The sequence below is a fragment of the Aeromonas sp. QDB11 genome (assembly GCF_027705265.1).
Taxonomy (GTDB): domain Bacteria; phylum Pseudomonadota; class Gammaproteobacteria; order Enterobacterales; family Aeromonadaceae; genus Aeromonas; species Aeromonas allosaccharophila.
This window is the reverse complement of record NZ_JAPDBM010000004.1, coordinates 47,069-68,387: the sequence shown is the minus strand read 5'-3', so window position 1 is coordinate 68,387 and position 21,319 is coordinate 47,069. Positions and strand designations below refer to the sequence as shown.

The following is a 21,319-nucleotide window of genomic DNA, read 5'->3' as shown; positions in this document are numbered from 1 at the left end:
TTTCCTGTCTGCCTGAATCAACCGGCCTTGCGGCGCAGATAGACCCCGGCTTCCATGTGATGGGTCCAGGGGAACTGGTCGAACAGGGCGAAACGGGCGATCTCGTGGGTTTCGCCCAGCACGGCCATGTTGGCCTGCAGTGTCTCGGGGTTGCAGGAGATGTAGAGGATGTTGTCGTACTCCTGCACCAGCTTGACGGTGGCATCGTCGAGACCGGCGCGGGGCGGGTCGACGAAGATGGTGTTGCACTGGTAGCTCTTGAGGTCGACCCCCTTGAGGCGGTTGAACTCCCGCTCGCCACGCATCGCCATGGTGAACTCCTCGGCTGACATGCGCAGGATGATCAGGTTGTCGACGCCGTTGGCGGCGATGTTGAACTGGGCGGAGTCGACGCTCGGCTTGGCGATTTCGGTGGCCAGCACCTTGCGGAAGTTCTGCGCCAGCGCGATGGAGAAGTTGCCGTTGCCGCAATAGAGCTCCAGCAGGTCCCCTTCGCTCCCCTTGGTCACATCCAGCGCCCAGGCCAGCATCTGCTCGTTGATGGCGGCGTTGGGCTGGGTGAAGCTGTTCTCCACCTGCTTGTAGATGAGCTGGCGACCCGCCACGTTGAGCTGTTCGATGACGAAGTCATCCCCCAGACAGATCTTCTGCTTGTGGGCGCGGCCAATCAGCTGCAGCTCGAACCCCTTGGCGCGCAGGTCGGCCTGCAGCGCTTCGGCGGCTTGTTGCCATTCGGCCTCCAGCTTGCGGTGATAGAGCAGGCTGACAATGATCTGGTTGGACTGGGTGGAGAGGTAGTCGATCTGGAACAGTTTGCGGCGCAGCACTGGGTGTGGGCGCAGCCCCTCCAGCAGCAGCGGCATCAACTGGTTGATGAGGCGGCTGGCTGTGGGGAAGTGGTCTATCTTGATGATCTCTTTGGTCGCCGGGGCATACATGCAGTGGAAGAGGTCATCCCCTTCGTGCCAGATGCGAAATTCGGCGCGCATCCGGTAGTACTCCGCCGGCGAGCTGTGCACTTCCAGCGCCGGGAGGGTGAAGCCGGCAAACAGCTCGGTGAGGCGAGCGCGCTTTTCGTCGAGTTGGGCCTGATAGTCGGCCGCGGTTCTAGGCGCCGGAGCGTTCGCGGAAGGCTGTTGGGATTGGGTCATAAATACCTCACATGCACACCGGCCGGGCCGGGTCGAAATCGGGGGAAGGCAACAGGCCACCCAAAGGGGCCCGATTTTAAAAGCCAGCCGCAGATTGTCCAGTATTTTGTGGTCAAGAAGTGTTCAGTCAGGCCGATAGCTGATCTACAGGCATGGTGGGAGGACACATTATGCAGATCGAAGGCGTGGGCGCGGCCCAACCCAAGGGAGTGGGTGTTTCTCCCAAATCGCCCCAACAGGCGGAGTCGAAACAGGTCAAGAGCGAGGAGGAGGTCTCCTTGCACAAGCCGCCCAAGTGGGCGCAGGTGCTGATCCAGCAGGCGCTGCAGTTCTCGCTGGAGATCAACGGCCAGGGCTACCAGGCTCCGAAGGTGAAGGAGCCCGAGGAGATCACGCCTGAGACCCTGTTCGACTTCCAGTCGGTGGCGGACAACGTGCTGCAGTTCGTGACCGGGCGGCTCGGTGCCGCGCGGGCCGATGGCAAATCCGATGACGACCTGACCGGGATGATGGAGCAGGCCCGCAAGGGGATCGACAAGGGCTTTGGCGAGGCAAAAAAACAGCTCGGCAAGTGGGCGACCGATAACGAGGATATCAAGACCGGTATCGATCAGAGCTACAAGCTGATCCAGAAGGGGCTCGAGGAGTTCGAGAAAGAGTTCTTCGGCAAGGTCTCCCCGACCGACATGGGACAGGCCGAGATGGCCAGTCGCCAGCAAGGCTATCTGGAAATCCAGACCAAGGATGGCGACAAGGTGGTGCTGCGCTTCAACGATAGCTGGCAGACCAAGTCCCAGAGCGGCGAGAGCGGCAGCCAGTTCAGTCTGAAGTCGAGCCAGAGCTTCAGTTTCTCGCTGGAGGGGGATCTCAACAGCGACGAGATGGAGTCCATCGGCAAGCTGGTCAAGGGGATCGACGAGCTGGCGGGGAACTTCTTCTCCGGCAACTTCGAGGATCTGCTGGACAAGGCAAGCGAGCTGAAACTGGATGACAGCCAGCTGGCTTCCTACTCCCTCAAGCTCAAGCAGAGCGTCAAGCTGAGCCAGACCTATCAGGGGGCGCACTCCCTGCAGGATCTGATCAAGCCGTTTGCCGACTACCTGCCCAAGCTGGATCAGGTGCAGAAACAGGCGGATAGCCTGCTGCCACCATCCCAGCAACAGGCGCTGACCCCGGCCGTGCTGGCCGCAAGAGGGGAAGAGGACCCGCTGCAGGTCGATCGCTTCACCAGCTTCAACCAGCGGATGCTGGAGGCGTTGCGGATGATCAGCCAGTTCCAGCCGTCTACCGAACCTGCCGGCAAGAGCGCCTGAGCCACATCGAGTAACGCAAGTAACGACCTGCCGTTTGCCAGCCCTTCCCAGGGCTGGCAAACTGGCCTTTTCTCCCATCCGGTTGCCCCATGAACCCCAAGAAGCCAAGAGACAAACGCGAGCTCTGCTACCCCTTTATCTTCGAAACCTCGCTCAAATGTGATTTTGAAATCGCCACCGACGAGCTCTGCTGTCAGGTCGGGGCCGTGCTGTCACACCTTGCGCCGGATGCCGATACCGAGCCCATGTTGGCGGATCTCGCGGTGTTGCAGCGGCTTATCTACAACCTCAACGGCTCGGTACGCGGCAAGCTGGGGATCTTCGATACAGACCTTGAGTGGCTCAAGACCCGTTATGACCACTACAACGAGGCGAGTCGCGGCAGCGTCACCGGTTTTGTGTTGCCGCAGGGGCCGCAGCCCATTCCCACCCTCCATCTGTGTCGCTGTGGCAGCAAGAAGGTGGTGCGGTTGCTGGTGCGGCTGGAAGAGAGCGGGGTGGTCTTCGATCCCATTCTCTATCGCTTCGCCAACCTGCTGGCCAACTTCTTCTTCGTGCTGACCGTCTACCTCAAGCAGCGCTGGCAGGTGCCGGAAGTGCCCTACGTCAGCATCAACTACTGATTGCGGCAGGCAAGGGGCCTGAGGCCATTACTGATTGAGCGGAATAAAAAACCGGAGCCTTGTGCTCCGGTTTTGTTTTTCAGCGCGTCAGTCGCCCACTTAGCTGGAGATCAGCACCCTCGCCGAGTTGGCGGGGATGGTGAGCTGCACCTCGCCCTGTACCACTTCGAACTTCTCGCCGTTGAAGGCGTCGGTGAAGCGGCTGGCGGGGCTGGCGGTCTGCCACAGGGGCAGGCTGATGGTGCGCGGCTCGCTCGGGTGACGGTTGCAGGCCACTACCACCTGATCGCTTTGCAGGGTGCGGGCGAACACATAGCTGTGCGGGCCGGCATAGAGGGTCTGGATATCGCCACGGCGCAGGGAGGGGCGCTGGCGGCGGATCTGGATCAGCCGACGGTAGTGGTCGTGCAGCACATGATCCCAGTCTGTGGTATCCCACGGGAAGCAGCGGCGGCAGTCCGGGTCGTTGCCGCCGGAGAGCCCTACTTCATCGCCGTAGTAGATGGACGGCACGCCGATATAGGTGAGCAGCAGGGTGGCGGCCAGCTGCATCCGCTGCTTGTCCTCGCCCAGCAGGTGGAGGAAGCGGGCAGTGTCGTGACTGTCCAGCAGGTTGAACTGGGCCAGCTGGTTCTTGAACGGGATATGGGCCCGCGCCAGCTTGAGCCAGCGATCCAGCTCTTCGGCGCTGATCTTGATGGGGTGGTAGGCGATATCCTGCCCCGCCAGGAAGGCGCGGATCGGATGGGCGAAGCCGTAGTAGTTCATGGCTCCGTCCTCCTGATCCCCTTGCAGCCACTGGCTCGCCTCGAAGAAGTGTTCGCCGAGCACATAGGCGTCCGGGTTCTCCTGCTTCACTGCCCCGCGAATGGCGCGCACATGGCTGCGGTTGCCTTCGGCGGTGCCGCGCTCACCCAGCATGTGGATGACGTCAAAGCGCCAGCCGTCGATCTGGTAGGGGGCGCGCATCCAGTAACGGAGGATGGCGTCATCGGCCCGATAGACGGCGTCTTGTACCTTCTCGCAGGAGAAGTCCAGCTTGGGCAGGCTGCGAATGCCCTTCCAGCTGACGTAATCCCCTTCTTTATCAAAGGTGTAGAAGCTGCGCCACGGGGAGTCCGGGTTGCTCTGGGCGCCCAGTGGCGGGCAGAACCAGGGGTGTTCGGTAGAGGTGTGGTTGACCACCGCATCGAGGATGATCTTCATGCCACGCTGGTGCAGGTTGCGGGTCAGCTCGGCGAACTGCTCATTGCTGCCGAGGTGGGCATCTACCTTGAAGTAGTCCTGGGTGTCGTACTTGTGGTTGCTCGGCGAATCGAAGATGGGGTTGAGGTAGAGCGCCGTGACTCCGAGAGACTGCAGGTAGTGCAGCTTGGCATCGATCCCCGCCAGATCACCGCCGTAAAATTCGCAGGCGCCGTGCCCCTCTTCGTGGCGGCTGACCGGCTCACCCCACGCCTTGCTGATCACCGCCTTGCCACGGTACTCGTACTCGTGATGCTTGACGCTCAGCGACGGATCGCCGTTGCAGAAGCGGTCGGGGAAGATCTGGTAGAACACCTGATCCTGCACCCAGGCTGGTGGCTGGTGCAGGCTGTTGAAGCGAAAATGCTGCTCCCGTGGCGGCATGGCGGGGCTGACACCGGCCCCGTGCAGCCACCACTGCGCCTCGTCGGTGAGGCACTTGAAGCAGTAGAGGTGGATATCCTGCCCCTTGCCAAGCGGCAGGGTAGCCTGCCACACCTGCAGCCGGTCGCGGGTCGAGACCGCCGTCATCGGGATCAGGTACTCCTCGTTATCCGGCTCGTGGCGCAGCCATACCTCGCGGATCGGGGCGTCCAGTTCGGTGAACAGGGTCAGTTGCAGTGCGTCGGCGCTCTCTTTGAACCAGGGCGCCACCTGGGGATGAAACAGAAACGGATGGGTCATGATGCTTATTGAGTCAGAAGGTCGGCGAGGGCGTTACCCTGTTCGTGGAGCGTTTCGAGCTGGCCTGCCAGCGACTTGGGATCCAGTCCCAACTGGTCGGCGAGCGGTTTGGGGAAGCGGGCGATGATGGCCTGGGCAGGCACTCCCGCGTTCCAGGCGAAGGAGATAAACACGGCGAGGCGGATCAGCACCGCCTCCTTGCTGACCGGATCGTGGGAGAGCGGGTCAAGCTGCTGGGAGATGGCATCGACGAAGGCCTCGGAGAGGCTCCAGCGCCGCGCCAGCTCGGCACCGAGCTGGGCATAGTCGTAGCCCAGCATCTCCCGTTGGGCCTCGACCCGGCTGCTGCCGTTCTGGATCGCCAGGTTGATGAGCTCGGCCTCTTCCGGCAGGGTGCTCTGGATAAGCAGTTCGCCGATGTTGTGGATCAGGGCACAGGTGAAGGCGGTCTCGGGATCCAGTGCCTTGGTCTCCTGCGCCAGGGTCTTGGCAATGGTGGCGACCTGGAAGGTCTCGGTCCAGAACTTGTTCTTGTCGAAGCTGGGCGGGGCCTTGAAGCTGCCGATGATGCCGGAGGCGACCACCACGGAGCGCAGCCGGTTGAAGCCGAGCCGGATCACCGCCTGTTCGATGGAGGTCACTTCGTTGCCCCGGCGCAGGGCGGCCGAGTTGGCCATCCGCAGCACCTTGACGCTGATCACCTGATCCATAGCGATCTTGGCCGCAATCTCGTCGATGCGGGCATTCTCGTCGTTGAAGCTCTGCATCAACTCGTGCAGCAGCTTGGGAATAGTGGGGAGTTGTTTGATCTTGTCAAACAGGCGATCCATCGACATGGCTGAGGCAGCCTCCATTGCGAACTCTGCCTCATATTGTGCCACAGCCGGACAACATGTTCCTGTTTGTGATGCGGCTTTGTGATGGGGATTGCTGGCGCTAGAGCACCCAGTCGCGCAAGGTGTATTCCAAACGGTGCTGTTTACCCTGCAGGATCAGGGTCTGGCTGGTGCCACTCAGGGTGGCTCCCTCGGTCAGGGTGGTCAGCACGGCCTGCTCTATGGTGTCCAGCGGCGGCATGCAGGCCATTTCGGTGCTACCCAGACTGGTGACCCACAACTTGTCATCTTCCAGATGGCCCTGACCGAAGTAGCGGTTGCAACCGGCGATGCCGTTGACGGTGAAGTGCTCGCCGATCTCGAAATCGGGGGGATTGTCGCGTAAGGCGGCGACCGGTTCGCCATCCAGTTTGCTCAGTACCCAGTGGTGATGTTGCAGATCTTGCTGAACAAAGGCGGTCGAGCTGCAGCCAGCGAGCAGTAACAGGGGGATCAGCAGAAAGGGCAATCTGGGCATGAGGGGGCTCCGGTTGGGGGAGCGTCAAGAATACCCCTTTTGAGCATACGGGAGCAGGGCGCGAGAGGGGGCGACCGACCGCTTCTGTCGCCCCTTGTCCCGGACCACTGTCGCTTAATGGCAACACCTTGGTGATATTGCCACCGGTTTGCGCTATTTCGGGACTCGGTTGGCGAACAATAGCTCGGCATAACGGGCCAGGCCCGTGGCAATTGAACCGGCGTCATCACCCCCCTCGCACAGGGAGTGATGGGGCGCTTTGCGCTATTTCAGGGTTCAGTTGGCGAACAGTCGCTCGGCATAACGGGCCAGATCTGCGGCAATTGAACCGACGTCGTCACCCCCCTCGCACGGGGAGTGAAGGGGCGGCTTGCTGTATTTCAGGGATCAGTTGGCAAACAACCGTTCGGCATAACGGGCGAGACCGGCGGCTACCGAGCCGAAGTCATCGCCCCCCTCGAGCGGGATGGACGGGAGCTTCTGGCGGATAAAGCGGGCGATCAGCGGCGAGCGGGCGCTACCGCCGGTGACGAAGATGCGATCCGGTTGTACACCGGCGGCGGCAATCGCTTCGTCCATCAGCTCGCCAATCTTCTCCAGCAGCAGGGCCGAGGCGTTGGCCAGCTGTTCGCGGGTCAGCTCCGCTTCCAGCCCTTTTTCCAGCTCGGCCAGCGACTGGCGATTAAGCTCCTGCTCCGAGAGGGCGATCTTGCCCTGCTCGGCGCGCCACACCAGCTGGTGGCTCAGCTTGTGGGCCCGCAGGCTGGCCAGACGCCCCAGCTTGCTGCCGGGCTGGCTGTCGAGCTGCAGATCCTGCAGCTGGCGGGCGGTATCGAGACTGTAGAAGCGGCTCTGGGCGCTGACGTCGTTGATGGCGGCCGCATCCCAGAACAGCGGGTGGGGCAGCGGCTTGCCGGTCTTGAGGGTCTCGTGCATGCCGAGCAGCGGCATCATCCCCTCCACCGTCAGGCGGATATCAAAGTCGTTGCCGCCGATCCGCTGGCCGCTGTGGCCGAGCAGATCGCCGCTGCGATCCAGTTGATCGCGGTAGCTGGGGCCCATTCGCAGCATGGAGCAGTCGGTGGTACCGCCACCGATATCCACCACCAGCACCACGGCGTCTTCGGTGAGGCGCGCCTCGAATTCAAACCCGGCGGCCACCGGTTCATAGAGGAACTCCACCTGCTCGAAACCGGCCAGACGTGCCGCCTCGGTCAGGATGGCGATGGCTTGGCTGTTGCTCTCTTCCCCTGCCAGACCCTGGAAGTTGACCGGACGACCGATCACCGCCTGGCGGATCGGGGCGCCGAGCTGCTGCTCCGCCTGCTGGCGGACGTGGAGCATCATGGCGCAGACGATGTCTTCAAACAGGGCGATCTGGGGGGCCTTGAGGCCATAGGCACCGAGGAAGGATTTCGGCGATTTGATGTAGTAACCGTCGTCCGGCTCTTCCAGATAACGCTCCAGCGCGGCACCGCCGAAGCTCAGCTCGTCGATCAGCCCCTCTTCGCGCATCTGGCGGCGAACCATCTGGGCGCGAGTGACCACGGGGCCACGCAGCTTGAGGTATTCCGCCTGCTGGGCGGGTGCCAGCCCTTCGGCCAACAGACCGGCGATGGCATCCCGGTGGGGGGCGTGCAGGGTGGAGGGGAGGTAGCGGGATGCGCCGAGATTGAGCAGCCTGGGGCTACCTTGTTCCATCACGGCCACGGCACAGTTGGAGGTACCGTAATCAAATCCGATAAACATGGGCGCCAGACTCCAGAGTAAAAAAGGAGGGCTGGCCTACCCGAAGGTGCCGGGTCTCACCACCCGACGCACGGTCGGAGGGACAGTGAGCAAATCCGATCAACATGGGCGCCAGACTCCTGAATAAAAAAGGGGGGCTAGCCTACCCGAAGGCGCCGGGTCTCACAACCCGGCGCGTGACGAAGAGAGGGCGAGCCCTTATTCCACTTCGTTGTCGGAGCGGCCCTGGTTCCCGATGGCGCGGATATTGCCGAGGGTGGTGTCGGCGATGGCGTGCAGCGCCTCGCGGGTCAGGAACGCCTGATGGCCGGTAAACAGCACGTTGTGGCAGGCCGACAGACGGCGGAACACGTCATCGGTGATCACCTCGTTGGACTTGTCTGAGAAGAAGAGATCCTCCTCCTCTTCGTAGACATCCAGCCCCAGCGCGCCGATGCGAGAGGTCTTGAGCGCCTCAATGGCGGCGTTGGAGTCGAGCAGGCCGCCACGGCTGGTGTTGATGATCATCACCCCGTCCTTCATCTTGGCGAACGCCTCCTTGTTCAGCAGGTGGTAGTTCTCTTTGAACAGCGGGCAGTGCAGGCTGATGATGTCGGATTGACGGAACAGGGTGTCGAGATCCACGTACTCGGCCCCCAGCTCGATGGCTGCCGGATTCTGGTACGGGTCGTTCACCAGCAGGCGAACCCCGAAGCCCTTGAGGATGCGCAGGGCGGCCAGACCGATCTTGCCAGTGCCGATCACACCGACCGTCTTGCCATGCATGTTGAAGCCGACCAGCCCTTCCAGCGAGAAGTTGGCATCGCGGGTGCGCTGATAAGCCTTATGGATGCGGCGGTTGAGGCACATCATCATGCCGACGGCGTGCTCGGCGGTTGCCTCGGGGGAGTAGGCGGGCACCCGCACCACTTTCAGTCCCAGCTCTTTCGCGGCGGCCAGATCCACGTTGTTGTAACCGGCGCAGCGCAGGGCGATCACCCGGGTGCCGTTGGCAGCCAGTTCGGTCAATACCTCGCGGTCAGCATCGTCATTGACGAACAGACACACCACCGGGAAGCCGTGAGCCAGTCTGGCCGTTTTGGCCTCCAGCCGCACATCGAAAAACTCCAGGTCGAAGCCGTACTGGCTGTTGGCCTGGTTGAAATGCTCTTTGTCATAGCTCTTGGTACTGAATACGGCGACTTTCATGGTGTGTGCTCCGTAGTATGTGTGTCGTCAAATTACAACAAAATGGGTCGGCCATCACCGGACAAACTGGCTGGTTATTGTCCCCACGGCATGATGGGAACGGCGCTGACTGCACTCTTGTACGAACCATCCACCAGTTTGGTGCTGTAGGTCAGGTAAACCAGCGCATTGCGTTTCTTGTCGTAAAAACGCACCACTTTCTGTTCCTTGAACACCAGCGAGGTGCTGACGTCGAACACCTCTTCCCCTGCCTTCAATTTCTCGGGCAGGGTGATGGGGCCGATTTGGTGGCACGACAGGGAGGCGTGGGAGGGATCTTCCGCCAGCCCGAGCCCGCCTTTGACGCCGCCGGTCTTGGGGCGCGCGAGATAGCAGGCGACGCCGTCGATGCGCGGGTCGTCGAACGCCTCCACCAGGATCTTGTGGTTCGGGCCAAACAGCTTGAAGGCAGTGCTCACTTCACCGACCGGGTCGGCCTTGTCGGCCAGCGCGGGCATGCTCAGCAGGCAGGCCGCTAGCAGCATACTGATATTCATTTTTTTCATGTTGATACCTTGGGCAACGGCCCATGAATGGATAAGGCGCAGGCTCCCTTTTGAGTGGTGTGTCGACGTGGGAGGGGCCGCTGGCCCCATTGCCGCGCTCACCGCTTCGTACTATCGGGGAGGATAATCCCAATATTGGGCCGGAATGGATTTTAGCAACGGGGTCATATCTGGATTGGGCAGGGCGATAGTGACCCGCTGATCGAGGTTGGCGCTGGCGAGCGCTTCGCGGATCTTGGGGTTGTCATTGAAGAACTTCATAAAGCTGCCATCGGCATAGGCCCGCTCCAGCCCGGTCTGAATCGCCTTGGCCAGCTTGGGGTATTCGGGGCTGACGAAGAAGAACTGGGCGAAGGGGTAGCGGATCAGCAGATGCTGCTCGATGGCGAGGTTGGGATACTGCGCCACCAGTTCGCTGCGCTCGGCGAAGATCTCCACCAGGGCGCGCGGGAAGAAGTCGATCTTGTCGCCGTCGTTGATAAGGCGAAACAGACTGCTGTATCGGCCGGATAAGGTCGGGATGCCCGCATTTTCCAGAATTTTGTTATCGGCCCAACCGACCCCTTGTGCCGCCTTCAGCTGTTTGAGGTCGGCCAGGGTATTGATCTGGTTGAACTTCTCCTGAGCATCCGCGTGGATGAAGGACAGCCGCAATCCTTCCAGCCCGCGAAACAGCGGAATGGGGACGGCAATCAGGGAAGATTCGAGTGCGCTGGAGGTGCCCATCCAGAAGACGTTGATGGTCTTGCCCTTGCTCAGCTGCTGTTGGAGGGTGAACTGGTTGAGGTCGAGTTCGACAGGCTGGATGCGAAAGGGTTGCCCGGAGCGGGTCAGGGCCAGTTCCAGCAGCTTGTACTGGTACTCCTGGTCAAGATTGTTGACGGGACGGCTGGGGACCTTGACCGTCAGAACCTGTGCTTGTGCCAGCAGTGGCAGGCACAAACACAGTTTGATGAGCCATTTCACTCTCTGTTCTCCTGTAGATTCCGGAAGGTGTCCGGAGTCTAACAGAACTTGTCACCATCTTGCTGCGAGGCGTTGTGCAAGGTTTGAGCGCGGGGCCCTGCCTTGCTGGCGTCTGTTGCACCAGAATGGTGACGGTTCTTCGAAGAATCAGGCGACGCGACGGAACACGTGGGTATCGTTAAATTCCTTGGTGCTCTGGCATTCGACGCAGAAACGGGATTCCGGACGGGCATGCAGCCGCTTGAGGGAGATCTCGTCACCGCAAGATTCGCAGTAACCAAAATCCCCTTCGCTGATGCGCTTCAATGCGCCCCGCAGCTTGCGCAGGTGCAGCTTGTCGTGCTCGATGCGGTTCAGCTCCAGACGGCGGGCTTCCTCGATACTGGCACGGTCAATTTCATCAGCCATCTCGTTGGTGTCGGTGGCGATGGCCTGGCTGGCCTGGGAGTTCAGGCGCTCTTCGAGCTCGACGATCTGTCGCTCGATCTGCCCCTTGTAAAAGGCCAGTTGGTCTTCAGTCATGAAATCACACATACGATTAACTACCAGTCAGTTTACTAACCCAATTATCCCTGTTTATGGGGGCTGTCTGCCTACAGACCAAGCCCTTGTATCCCGATTTGCACCTGTTTCATGCAAGAGAGTGCAAATCAGGGCGGGCCTTGTACCAAAAAAATGCAGCCAAGCAAAGTAAATAGGATAAGGATTGTGCGCCCTTGCAAAAAAATGGTCCGTTCCTGCGGGGGATTGGTCGGGATCTGGCGCCTGCTTCACCCTCTGTTGGCATCGCCTTTGCAACGATGAGAGGGGGGCTTCGTACGGATTTGAGTGTTTAGTATTTGGTGCCGCATTGGTCATTATATGCGCCGTTATTTATAGTTTTTTAAACACGCCCGCTTGACATTGCCCTTGATGGCGGGCTTTTATGGTGATGTTGATTACAATTTTATAACAAGGGTGTTCCATATATTAGACACCCTTGCCAATGGCAACCGTAAAGTCGGGGTTTAACATGGACAGTATCAAAGGCTGGATGGAGAGCAATCGCATCACGGAAGTGGAGTGCCTGTTTCCGGATTTCACCGGCAACGCCCGGGGCAAGATCATCCCAGCCAACAAGTTTTTGCGTGAAGGGGGCATGCGTCTGCCCGAGGTGATTTTCACCCAGACGGTGACCGGTGAATATCCGGATGACGACAGCATGATCGACCCGCTGGAGCGGGACATGCAGCTCTATCCTGACCCCAACACCATCCGTTTTGTCCCTTGGGCGCTGGAGCCCACTGCCCAGGTGATCCACGACTGTTTCGACGTCAACGGCAAGCTGATCGACATCGCGCCGCGCTCCGTGCTGCGTCGGGTTCTGTCATTTTACGAGAAGCAGGGCTGGAAGCCGGTGGTGGCGCCCGAGCTGGAATTCTATCTGGTCACCCGCAACGAGGACCCCGACTATCCGCTGGTGCCGCCGGTCGGTCGCAACGGCCGCCCTGAGACCGCCCGCCAATCGTTCAGTATCGATGCGGTCAACGAGTTCGACCCCATTTTTGAAGACATGTATGACTACTGCGAGGCGCAGGAGCTGGAGGTGGACACCCTGATCCACGAGTCGGGCGCCGCCCAGATGGAGATCAACTTCCTGCACGGGGATGCCATCGATCTGGCGGATCAGGTGTTCCTGTTCAAGCGCACCATGCGTGAGGCCGCACACCGCCACGGCATCTATGCCACCTTCATGGCCAAGCCGATGAGTGACGAACCGGGGTCGGCCATGCACATCCATCAGAGTCTGGAAGATGTGAACGGCCACAACCTGTTCGGTACCCCGAACGGCGGCAACAGCGAACAGTTCATGCACTTCATTGCCGGTTTGCAGAAATACACCCCGGCGGTGACCGCCCTGCTGGCCCCCAACGTCAACTCCTACCGCCGCCTCACCTTTGGCGAGAGCGCGCCGCGCAACGTCCAGTGGGGTGTCGAGAACCGCACCTGCGGCCTGCGGGTGCCCTTCTCCGACCCGAGCGCACGGCGGGTGGAAAACCGCTTCGCCGGTGCCGATGCCAACCCCTATCTGGCACTGGCCGCCACTCTGGCTTGTGGCTATCTCGGCATGATGGAGAAGCTGGAGCCGCTGCCGGAGATGAAGTCGAGCGCCTATGACCTGCCCTACAGCCTGCCCCGCTCGCTGGAGGAGGCACTCAGCCATCTCGAACAGTGCGAGCCCATCAAGGAGATGCTGGGGGAGCGATTCACCCGCGCCTTCGTCGCGGTTAAACGCAAAGAGTACGAGACCTACTTCGGGGTGATCAGTCGCTGGGAGCGGGAGTTCCTGCTGCTGAACGTCTGATCCCCCTGTAACGGGGAGGCCGGAGTCGGCCTCCCCTGTCCCTGTATCGAAGAGACCGGAACGCGAGTCAGGTGGCGGCTGCCACCTGTGAGTGGTTGTGGCTGCGAGCATGCAAGCCCGCCTGACTACCCACCTGACTGTTTGACGACTGAATCTTGCTAAATCGAAGGAACCGAGGAGCAACAAATGCAGCAGACAACCCGTGAGTGGCAACAACTGGATGCCAGCCACCACCTGCACCCCTTTACCGACTTTCAGGCCCTGAACAAGAAGGGTTCGCGCATTATTACCAAAGCCAGCGGCGTCTATCTGGAAGACTCCGAGGGAAAACGCATTCTCGACGGCATGGCGGGCCTGTGGTGCGTCAATATGGGCTATGGCCGCCAGGAGCTGGTGGATGCCGCTACCCGCCAGATGCAGCAGTTGCCTTACTACAACCTCTTCTTCCAGACCGCTCACCCGCCGGTGATCGAGCTGGCGACCCTGCTGGCCGAGGTGACGCCAGCCCATCTCAACCACGTCTTCTTCACCGGCTCCGGCTCCGAGTGCAACGATACCGTGCTGCGGATGGTGCGCCACTACTGGGCCAGCAAGGGGCAGCCTGACAAACAGGTGATCATCAGTCGCCACAACGCCTATCACGGCTCCACCGTGGCGGGGGCGAGTCTGGGTGGCATGAAGGGGATGCATGCCCAGGGCTGCCTGCCCATTCCCGGCATAGTGCACATCGATCAGCCCTACCACTTCGGTGAGGGGCAGGGGATGAGTGCCCACGAGTTCGGGCTGGAGCGGGCCCGTCAGCTGGAGCAGAAGATTCTGGAGCTGGGGGTGGACAAGGTGGCTGCCTTTATCGGCGAGCCGATCCAGGGGGCGGGCGGCGTCATCATTCCGCCTGACAGCTACTGGCCGGAGATCCAGCGTATCTGCGATCACTACGGCATTCTGCTGATCGCTGACGAGGTGATCTGCGGCTTTGGCCGCACCGGCCACTGGTTTGCCAGCGAAGGGTTTGGCATCAAGCCGGACCTGATGTGTCTGGCCAAGGGGATCACCTCCGGTTATCTGCCGCTCGGCGCAGTGATGGTGAGCGACCGGGTTGCCAAGGGGCTGGTGGAGGAAGGGGGCGAGTTCAACCACGGCTTCACCTACTCGGGTCATCCGGTCTCTTGCGCCGTGGCGGTGGCCAATATCCAGCTTATGCAGAATGAGAGCATAGTTAAGCGAGTGCATGATACTATCGGCCCCTATTTGCAGCGCCGCTGGGCGGAGCTGGCCGATCATCCGCTGGTGGGAGAAACCCGAGGCAAAGGATTGGTCGCCGCGCTGGAAATCGTTGAGGATAAGCAGACCAACCGGCGTTTCCCGGCTCAGGCAAATGCGGGGATGACTTGCCGGGAGTTCTGCTTTAACAATGGCTTGGTGATGAGGGCGGTAGGCGATACCATGATCATATCGCCCCCCTTGGTCATCACCGAGGAACAGGTTGATGAATTGGTCGATCTGGCCAGGCGCAGTCTGGATCTGACAGCCGCAAAGCTGAAAGGTTGAGGTGGGTCGGGCAGGTTGGCATGCGCATACAATTTGCTTAGGAGACAAGGATGATGTCTTTCAAAACAGGAGTGATCGCTGCCTCTGTGGCTCTGGTCATGGCAAGTGCCGGAGCAATGGCTGAAGAGAAGGTGCTGCACGTCTACAACTGGAGCGACTACATAGCGCCGGATACCCTGGATAACTTCCAGAAGGAGACGGGGATCAAGGTGGTCTATGACGTGTTCGACAGTAACGAGGTACTGGAAGCCAAGTTGCTGGCGGGTAGTTCGGGCTACGACATCGTGGTGCCATCCAACCCCTTCCTGGCCAAGCAGATCAAGGCGGGCGTGTTCCAGAAACTGGACAAGTCCAAGCTCTCCAACTGGCAAAACATGGATGTCGACCTGCTCAAGGCGCTCGAGCCGAGCGATCCGGGCAACCAGTACTCCATCCCCTATCTGTGGGGCACCATCGGCTATGCCTACAACGCCGAGAAGGTGAAAGCCGTGCTGGGGGCCGATGCCCCGGTCAACTCCTGGGATCTGGTGTTCAAGCCGGAGAACATGGCCAAGTTGAAAGAGTGTGGCGTCTCCTTCCTCGATTCACCGACCGAAATGCTGCCGGCTGCCCTGCAATATCTGGGCTTCAAACCGGATAGCCAGAAACCGGCCGAGCTGAAGAAGGCTGAGGAGCTGTTCCTCTCCATCCGTCCCTATACCGCCTATTTCCACTCCTCCAAGTACATCTCGGATCTGGCCAACGGCAACCTCTGCGTCGCGGTCGGTTACTCCGGTGACTTGCAGCAGTCCAAGGCGCGGGCAGCCGAGGCCAAGAATGGCGTCGCGCTCACCTACACCATTCCGAAAGAGGGGGCAGGCAGCTTCTTTGACATGATCGCCATTCCGGCGGATGCCAAGAACGTCGAGGCGGCCCACACCTTCATCAACTACCTGATGAAGCCCGAGGTGATCGCCAATATTACCAACGTGGTGCAGTTCCCGAACGGCAACAAGGCTGCGACCCCGCTGGTGGATGAGGCGATCCGCACCGATCCGGGTATCTACCCTGATGCGGCAATCCTGCAGAAGATCTACACCTTCCCGGATCTGCCGGCCAAGGTGCAGCGTCTGATGACCCGCAGCTGGACCAAGATCAAGTCCGGCAAGTAAGTAACGAATGCCCCTCCCGGTCCGCAGTTCGGCCGGGAGGGTAGTGATGCCATCCATCCGGATGGGCCGCGCGAATGGATGCGCAGACGGTCAACCACTGAACAGGAGAACTGACACCGTGAATACAACCAGATTGCTAACCATAGCGCTGACCATGGGATTGGCGAATGTGGCCCAGGCTGCCCCTGTGCTGCACTTCTACAACTGGTCTGACTATATCGGCGAGACCACCCTCAGCGATTTCCAGCAGGCGACCGGGATCAAGACCGTCTATGACGTGTTTGACTCCAACGAGACCCTGGAAGGCAAGTTGCTGACGGGGCGGACCGGTTACGATTTGGTGGTGCCCTCCAATAATTTCCTGGCCAAGCAGATCAAGGCGGGAGCCTTCCAGAAACTGGATAAATCCCTGCTGCCCAATCTGGCCAACCTGGATCCCGTGCTGCTCAAGCAGCTCGACAAGGTGGATCCGGGTCATCAGTACGCGGTGCCCTATCTGTGGGGGACCAACGGCATCGGCTACAACGTCGACAAAATCAAGGCGGTGCTGGGGGTCGACAAGATTGACTCCTGGGCCACTATCTTCGAACCGGAAAACATGGCGAAACTCTCTCGCTGCGGCGTCGCCTTCCTCGACTCTGCCGACGAGATGATCCCTGCTGCCCTCAACTACCTCGGACTCGATCCCAACAGTCATGCGACGGGGGATATCAAGCAGGCCGAGGCGCTGCTGCTCAAGGTGCGGCCCTATGTGGCCTACTTCCACTCCTCCAAATACATCGGCGATCTCGCCAATGGCGACATCTGCGTGGCGGCCGGTTTTTCCGGCGACATCCTGCAAGCCGCTGCCCGCGCCGATGAAGCTGGCAAGGGGGTGAAAATTGCCTACAGCATTCCGAAAGAGGGGGGAAATCTCTGGTTCGACATGATGGCGATCCCGTCCGATGCCACCAATGTCAAAGAGGCGCACGCTCTCATCAACTACGTCCTGCAGCCCGAAGTGATCGCCAAGGTCAGCGACTATGTGGGCTATGCGAATCCCAACTCAAGGGCGGGCGAGTTTATGGATGAGGCGGTGCGCAACAATGAGGAGGTTTATCCCCCTCAGGCCGTGCTGGAGCGACTCTATGTGCAGGAAGCACATCCCCGCTCGGTACAGCGTCTAATCACCCGGAGTTGGACCAAGATCAAGTCCGGTACTTAACCTTGGTGCCCGTTCGGGGGCGCCAAATCGCTTTTATGGATCGGCCGCAAGGCCGGTATCACGTTGGGGAGTTTGGTAATGGCGATAGCCTCCAGTGCCTACAAGAAAGCCCTCGAGGGCAGTCAGCAGCGCAAAGAAGTGCTGGTGAAAATTGATCGGGTAAGCAAGCAGTTCGACGAAACGCTGGCGGTCGATAACGTATCTCTCAATATTCACAAGGGGGAGATTTTCGCCCTGCTCGGCGGGTCCGGTTCCGGCAAATCGACCCTGCTGCGGATGCTGGCCGGTTTCGAACGCCCGACCGAGGGGCGGCTGTTCCTCGACGGGGTCGACATCACCGACATGCCCCCCTATGAACGCCCCATCAACATGATGTTCCAGTCCTACGCCCTGTTCCCCCATATGACGGTGGCCCAGAACATCGCCTTTGGCCTCAAGCAGGATGGCCTGCCCAAGGCCGAGATCGATGCTCGGGTGGAGGAGATGCTCAAGCTGGTGCAGATGACCCAGTATGCCCGCCGCAAACCGCATCAGCTCTCCGGTGGCCAGCGCCAGCGGGTGGCGTTGGCTCGCTCGCTAGCCAAGCGTCCCAAACTGTTGCTGCTGGATGAACCCATGGGGGCGCTCGACAAGAAGCTGCGTTCCAAGATGCAGCTGGAGCTGGTGGAGATCATCGAGCGGGTCGGGGTTACCTGCGTCATGGTGACCCACGATCAGGAAGAGGCCATGACCATGGCGGAGCGGATCGCCATCATGCACCTCGGCTGCATCGAGCAGATCGGCAGCCCGATGGATATCTACGAGACTCCGGCCAGTCGGCTGGTGTGCGAGTTCATCGGCAACGTCAACCTGTTTGACGGCCTGCTGGTGGAGGATGAGCAGGACCACGCCACCATCGCCTGCGCCGATCTGGAACAGCCCATCTATGTGGGCCACGGTATCAGCTCCCGCGCCGAGAACAAGAAGGTGACCTACGCCCTGCGGCCGGAAAAACTGCTGATGAGTCTGCAAAAACCGGAGGAGATCGAGCACCCGGACTTCAACTGGACCAAGGGTGAGGTCTATGACATCGCTTATCTGGGCGGTCACTCGGTTTATCACATCCAGCTGCCCTCGGGCAAAATCGTTCAGGCTTTCATCGCCAATGCCGAACGCCACGGCAAGCGGCCAACCTGGGATGACCAGGTGTTCCTCTACTGGGAAGATGACAGCGGCGTGGTGCTGCAATCATGAAGTTCTTGCAACGACTGAAGCGGGTCGGGGGGCGCCGACTGGTGATCGGCATCCCCTTCTTCTGGCTGTTCCTCTTCTTCCTGCTGCCCTTTGTCATCGTGGTGAAGATCAGTTTTGCGGAAGCGGATGTGGCGATCCCGCCCTACACCGATGTGGTGAGCTGGGCCGACAATCAGCTCACCATCCTGCTCAACATGGGCAACTACTTGCTGCTGCAGGAGGATGAGCTCTATATCGCTGCCTATCTGGGCTCCCTCAAGATGGCCTTCGTCAGCACTTTGCTCTGCCTGCTGATTGGCTATCCGATGGCCTACTCCATCGCCCGGGCCAACAAGGAGACCCAGACCGTTCTGCTGCTGCTGATCATGATGCCGACCTGGACCGCCATTCTGATCCGGGTCTATGCATGGATGGGGATCCTCAGTAACAACGGCCTGCTCAACAGCGTCTTGCTGGGGATCGGGGTGATCGACGAGCCGCTGCAGATCCTCAACACCAACCTGGCGGTCTATATCGGCATCGTTTACTCCTATCTGCCCTTCATGGTGCTGCCGCTCTACGCCAATCTGGTCAAGCATGACCAGAGCCTGCTGGAGGCTGCTTCTGACCTGGGGGCCCGCAACCTGACCCGCTTCTGGCAGATCACGGTGCCGCTCTCCAAAAACGGCATTATCGCCGGCTGCATGCTGGTGTTTATTCCGGTGGTGGGGGAGTTCGTTATTCCGGAAATGCTGGGCGGCCCGGAGACCCTGATGATCGGTAAGGTGCTGTGGCAGGAGTTCTTCAACAACCGCGACTGGCCGGTTGCCTCTGCGCTGGCGGTAGTGATGCTGGCGGTGCTGATTATTCCGATCATCCTCTTCAACCGTAACCAGGCCAAAGAGCTGGAGGGCAAGGCATGATGAAGCGTTTCGGTTTTGCCAAACTGATGCTCTGGCTGGGGCTGCTGTTTATCTACCTGCCCATGATCATCATGGTGATCTACTCCTTCAACGCCTCCAAGCTGGTGACGGTGTGGGGTGGCTGGTCGCTCAAGTGGTACTTCGGCCTGCTCGACAACAAGCAGCTGATCGGGTCTGTGTTCCGCTCGCTGGAGATCGCCTTCTACACCGCGATCGCCGCGGTGGCGCTGGGGACGGTGGCGGCCTTCGTGCTGACCCGTATTCCCCACTTCCGTGGTCGCACCCTGTTCGGTGGCATGGTGACGGCGCCGCTGGTGATGCCCGAGGTGATCACCGGTCTGTCGCTGCTGCTGCTATTCGTGGCGATGGCCCAGCTGGTGGGCTGGCCCGCCGAGCGGGGCATGCTGACCATCTGGATCGCCCACACCACCTTCTGTACCGCCTACGTGGCGATCGTGGTGTCGGCGCGGTTGCGGGAGCTGGATCTCTCCATCGAGGAGGCGGCAATGGATCTCGGCGCCAAGCCGTGGAAGGTGTTCTTCCTGATCACTATCCCGATGATCGCCCCCTCGCTGGCGGCAGGCGGCATGATGTCGTTCGCCCTGTCGCTGGATGATCTGGTGCTGGCTAGCTTCGTCTCCGGCCCGGGCTCCACTACCTTGCCGATGGAGGTCTTCTCGGCGGTACGGCTCGGGGTGAAACCCGAGATCAACGCGGTGGCCAGCCTGATCCTGTTGTCGGTATCGCTCTTTACCTTCGGCAGCTGGTATCTGATGGCCAGGGCGGAGAAGCGCCGCCGTGCCGAGATCGCCATGACCACCCAGATGCAGGCGGTTGCCTGACCTCGTGTTAAGATCCGCACTCTCTCGTCAACCCGGAGGATGAGAATGCGGATCTCCCTTTTTAGCGGTCGTGGCACCGAGCTGGTGCCCGGTCTCACCAGCGCCATTCACAAGCAACCGATCTCTGCACCAGTTCGCTGTACCTTTGCCGGTCTGGAAGGGGATGAACAGTGTGACCTGCGCCACCACGGTGGCCCGGATCGGGCGCTTCACTACTATCCGGCCGATCACTATCTCTGGTGGCAGACCTGGCAAACCGCGCTGGGCTTGCCTGCGCCACGTTCACCCTGGCAACCTGCCGCCTTTGGCGAGAACCTCTCTGGTCTCGGGTTGATCGAGGCGCAAGCCTGCATTGGCGATGTCTATCGACTCGGCGAGGCGCTGATCCAGATAAGTCAGCCAAGATCCCCCTGTTTCAAGCTCAACCAGCGCTTTGGCTATGGCCAGATGTCGCAGGTGATGCAACTGAATGGCCGTTGTGGCTGGCTGCTGCGGGTGCTGGAGGAGGGCATGATCGCGCCTGACACGGCCATGGAGCTGGTAGACAGACCCTATCCCGAACTGACGGTGAAGCGCACGGCGGATATCCTGTTCAATCAGGTGCGCAATGAAGCGGATCTACTAATGTTGCTGGAGAATCCTGCTCTCTCCCCCAACTGGCGCCAGCATGCAGCCGACTGGCTGGAGCATGGCACTGTGGCTGACTGGCAGCGCCGTCTGCTGGGGCCAGCCTCCCTGCGCCTGGCCTGACGGCCGGTTACCGGAATGTCACCAGCTGGCTGCAGCCCGGTAAACGGATGAAAAGAGTGCTGAATAGTTGAGCGAACAGCACTTTTTTTCCTGCCAAATGCAAAAAAGGCTTGTGTCGGGTCTGGGCTTTCGGTAAATTCCCGTCCCGCAGACATCGGTGTGTAGCGCAGCTTGGTAGCGCACTTCGTTCGGGACGAAGGGGTCGGAGGTTCGAATCCTCTCACACCGACCAAATTTGAAAAGGCCGCTCAATTGAGCGGCCTTTTTGCATTGGCTTTCCGCCGCGGGTTGCTCTTTTCTCTGCCGACCTGCCGACCTGCCGACCTGCCGACCTGCCGACCTGCCGACCTGCCGACCTGCCGACCTGCCGACCTGCCGATAGGCCAAGGCTCTACGAGCTATGATTGCCTGTTTGTGTTGCGGATTCACGGCGCGCGGCGCCATATTTGCCTATCCGCTATCCGCTATCCGCTATCCGCTATCCGCTATCCGCTATCCGCTATCCGCTATCCGCTATCCGCTATCCGC

The 21,319-nt window shown here is 60.4% G+C and carries 19 protein-coding genes and 1 tRNA gene; 11 read left to right on the top strand and 9 right to left on the bottom strand.

The annotated features are described in order from the left end of the window. Positions 1-17: 17 nt before the first annotated feature. Positions 18-1,151, bottom strand: a complete 1,134-nt coding sequence (gene trmA, locus OKC40_RS02390; RefSeq protein ID WP_270793998.1) for a tRNA (uridine(54)-C5)-methyltransferase TrmA — start codon at positions 1,149-1,151, stop codon at positions 18-20. A 170-nt stretch (positions 1,152-1,321) separates the two neighbouring features. Here trmA and OKC40_RS02385 point away from each other — a divergent pair, with 170 nt between their 5' ends. Then, a complete protein-coding gene (locus OKC40_RS02385; RefSeq protein WP_139406104.1) occupies positions 1,322-2,464 on the top strand; it encodes a DUF5610 domain-containing protein in 1,143 nt (380 codons plus the stop codon). An 89-nt stretch (positions 2,465-2,553) separates the two neighbouring features. Further along, entirely contained in the window at positions 2,554-3,087 is a 534-nt protein-coding gene (locus tag OKC40_RS02380) for an ATP--cob(I)alamin adenosyltransferase (RefSeq protein ID WP_270793997.1), read from the top strand. 99 nt (positions 3,088-3,186) lie between these two features. Here the strand turns inward: OKC40_RS02380 and malZ are convergent, their stop codons facing one another. The 8 genes from malZ to OKC40_RS02340 form a co-directional block, all read right to left on the bottom strand. Beyond that, complete coding sequence (malZ, locus tag OKC40_RS02375; protein ID WP_270793996.1) at positions 3,187-5,016, bottom strand: maltodextrin glucosidase; 1,830 nt, start codon at positions 5,014-5,016, stop codon at positions 3,187-3,189. 5 nt (positions 5,017-5,021) lie between these two features. Then, entirely contained in the window at positions 5,022-5,870 is an 849-nt protein-coding gene (locus tag OKC40_RS02370; RefSeq protein ID WP_075113744.1) for an HDOD domain-containing protein, read from the bottom strand. Between the two features lie 82 nt (positions 5,871-5,952). Next, the gene (locus tag OKC40_RS02365; protein WP_042656540.1) at positions 5,953-6,369 is read right to left on the bottom strand and encodes an META domain-containing protein; all 417 of its coding nucleotides are present in this window, start codon (positions 6,367-6,369) and stop codon (positions 5,953-5,955) included. 387 nt (positions 6,370-6,756) lie between these two features. Beyond that, complete coding sequence (yegD, locus tag OKC40_RS02360; RefSeq protein WP_058052457.1) at positions 6,757-8,118, bottom strand: molecular chaperone; 1,362 nt, start codon at positions 8,116-8,118, stop codon at positions 6,757-6,759. Positions 8,119-8,316: 198 nt separating this feature from the next. Beyond that, on the bottom strand, positions 8,317-9,306 hold the full coding sequence (locus tag OKC40_RS02355; protein ID WP_270793995.1) for a 2-hydroxyacid dehydrogenase: 990 nt from the start codon (positions 9,304-9,306) through the stop codon (positions 8,317-8,319). A 74-nt stretch (positions 9,307-9,380) separates the two neighbouring features. Further along, positions 9,381-9,842, bottom strand: coding sequence for a CreA family protein (locus OKC40_RS02350; protein ID WP_270794015.1), 462 nt, complete (start codon positions 9,840-9,842; stop codon positions 9,381-9,383). A 120-nt stretch (positions 9,843-9,962) separates the two neighbouring features. Next, positions 9,963-10,817, bottom strand: a complete 855-nt coding sequence (locus OKC40_RS02345) for a hypothetical protein (RefSeq protein ID WP_270793994.1) — start codon at positions 10,815-10,817, stop codon at positions 9,963-9,965. 147 nt (positions 10,818-10,964) lie between these two features. Continuing rightward, positions 10,965-11,351: a TraR/DksA family transcriptional regulator gene (locus OKC40_RS02340; protein ID WP_005356952.1), complete on the bottom strand. Its 387-nt coding sequence runs from the start codon at positions 11,349-11,351 to the stop codon at positions 10,965-10,967. A 478-nt stretch (positions 11,352-11,829) separates the two neighbouring features. Here OKC40_RS02340 and OKC40_RS02335 point away from each other — a divergent pair, with 478 nt between their 5' ends. The 9 genes from OKC40_RS02335 to OKC40_RS02295 all read left to right on the top strand — a co-directional run bounded on the left by OKC40_RS02335 (position 11,830) and on the right by OKC40_RS02295 (position 21,023). Beyond that, on the top strand, positions 11,830-13,161 hold the full coding sequence (locus tag OKC40_RS02335) for a glutamine synthetase family protein (RefSeq protein ID WP_013723370.1): 1,332 nt from the start codon (positions 11,830-11,832) through the stop codon (positions 13,159-13,161). A 186-nt stretch (positions 13,162-13,347) separates the two neighbouring features. Further along, a complete protein-coding gene (locus tag OKC40_RS02330; protein ID WP_270793993.1) occupies positions 13,348-14,709 on the top strand; it encodes an aspartate aminotransferase family protein in 1,362 nt (453 codons plus the stop codon). A 53-nt stretch (positions 14,710-14,762) separates the two neighbouring features. Then, positions 14,763-15,860 (top strand): extracellular solute-binding protein, encoded by a 1,098-nt coding sequence (locus OKC40_RS02325; protein WP_080764971.1) that lies wholly within the window; start codon positions 14,763-14,765, stop codon positions 15,858-15,860. Positions 15,861-15,978: 118 nt separating this feature from the next. Beyond that, the gene (locus tag OKC40_RS02320) at positions 15,979-17,064 is read left to right on the top strand and encodes a polyamine ABC transporter substrate-binding protein (protein WP_005355476.1); all 1,086 of its coding nucleotides are present in this window, start codon (positions 15,979-15,981) and stop codon (positions 17,062-17,064) included. 78 nt (positions 17,065-17,142) lie between these two features. Next, the gene (gene potA, locus OKC40_RS02315; protein WP_005340704.1) at positions 17,143-18,297 is read left to right on the top strand and encodes a polyamine ABC transporter ATP-binding protein; all 1,155 of its coding nucleotides are present in this window, start codon (positions 17,143-17,145) and stop codon (positions 18,295-18,297) included. Next, complete coding sequence (locus OKC40_RS02310) at positions 18,294-19,199, top strand: ABC transporter permease subunit (RefSeq protein WP_005340703.1); 906 nt, start codon at positions 18,294-18,296, stop codon at positions 19,197-19,199. Before potA ends, OKC40_RS02310 begins: the two co-directional genes overlap by 4 nt. Continuing rightward, positions 19,196-20,041, top strand: a complete 846-nt coding sequence (locus tag OKC40_RS02305; protein ID WP_374862247.1) for an ABC transporter permease subunit — start codon at positions 19,196-19,198, stop codon at positions 20,039-20,041. The genes OKC40_RS02310 and OKC40_RS02305 overlap by 4 nt, the downstream gene beginning before the upstream one ends. Before the next feature lie 45 nt (positions 20,042-20,086). Further along, positions 20,087-20,791: an MOSC domain-containing protein gene (locus OKC40_RS02300; protein ID WP_270793992.1), complete on the top strand. Its 705-nt coding sequence runs from the start codon at positions 20,087-20,089 to the stop codon at positions 20,789-20,791. Between the two features lie 155 nt (positions 20,792-20,946). Further along, positions 20,947-21,023: transfer RNA gene (locus OKC40_RS02295), tRNA-Pro, on the top strand. The last annotated feature ends 296 nt before the right edge of the window (positions 21,024-21,319 follow it).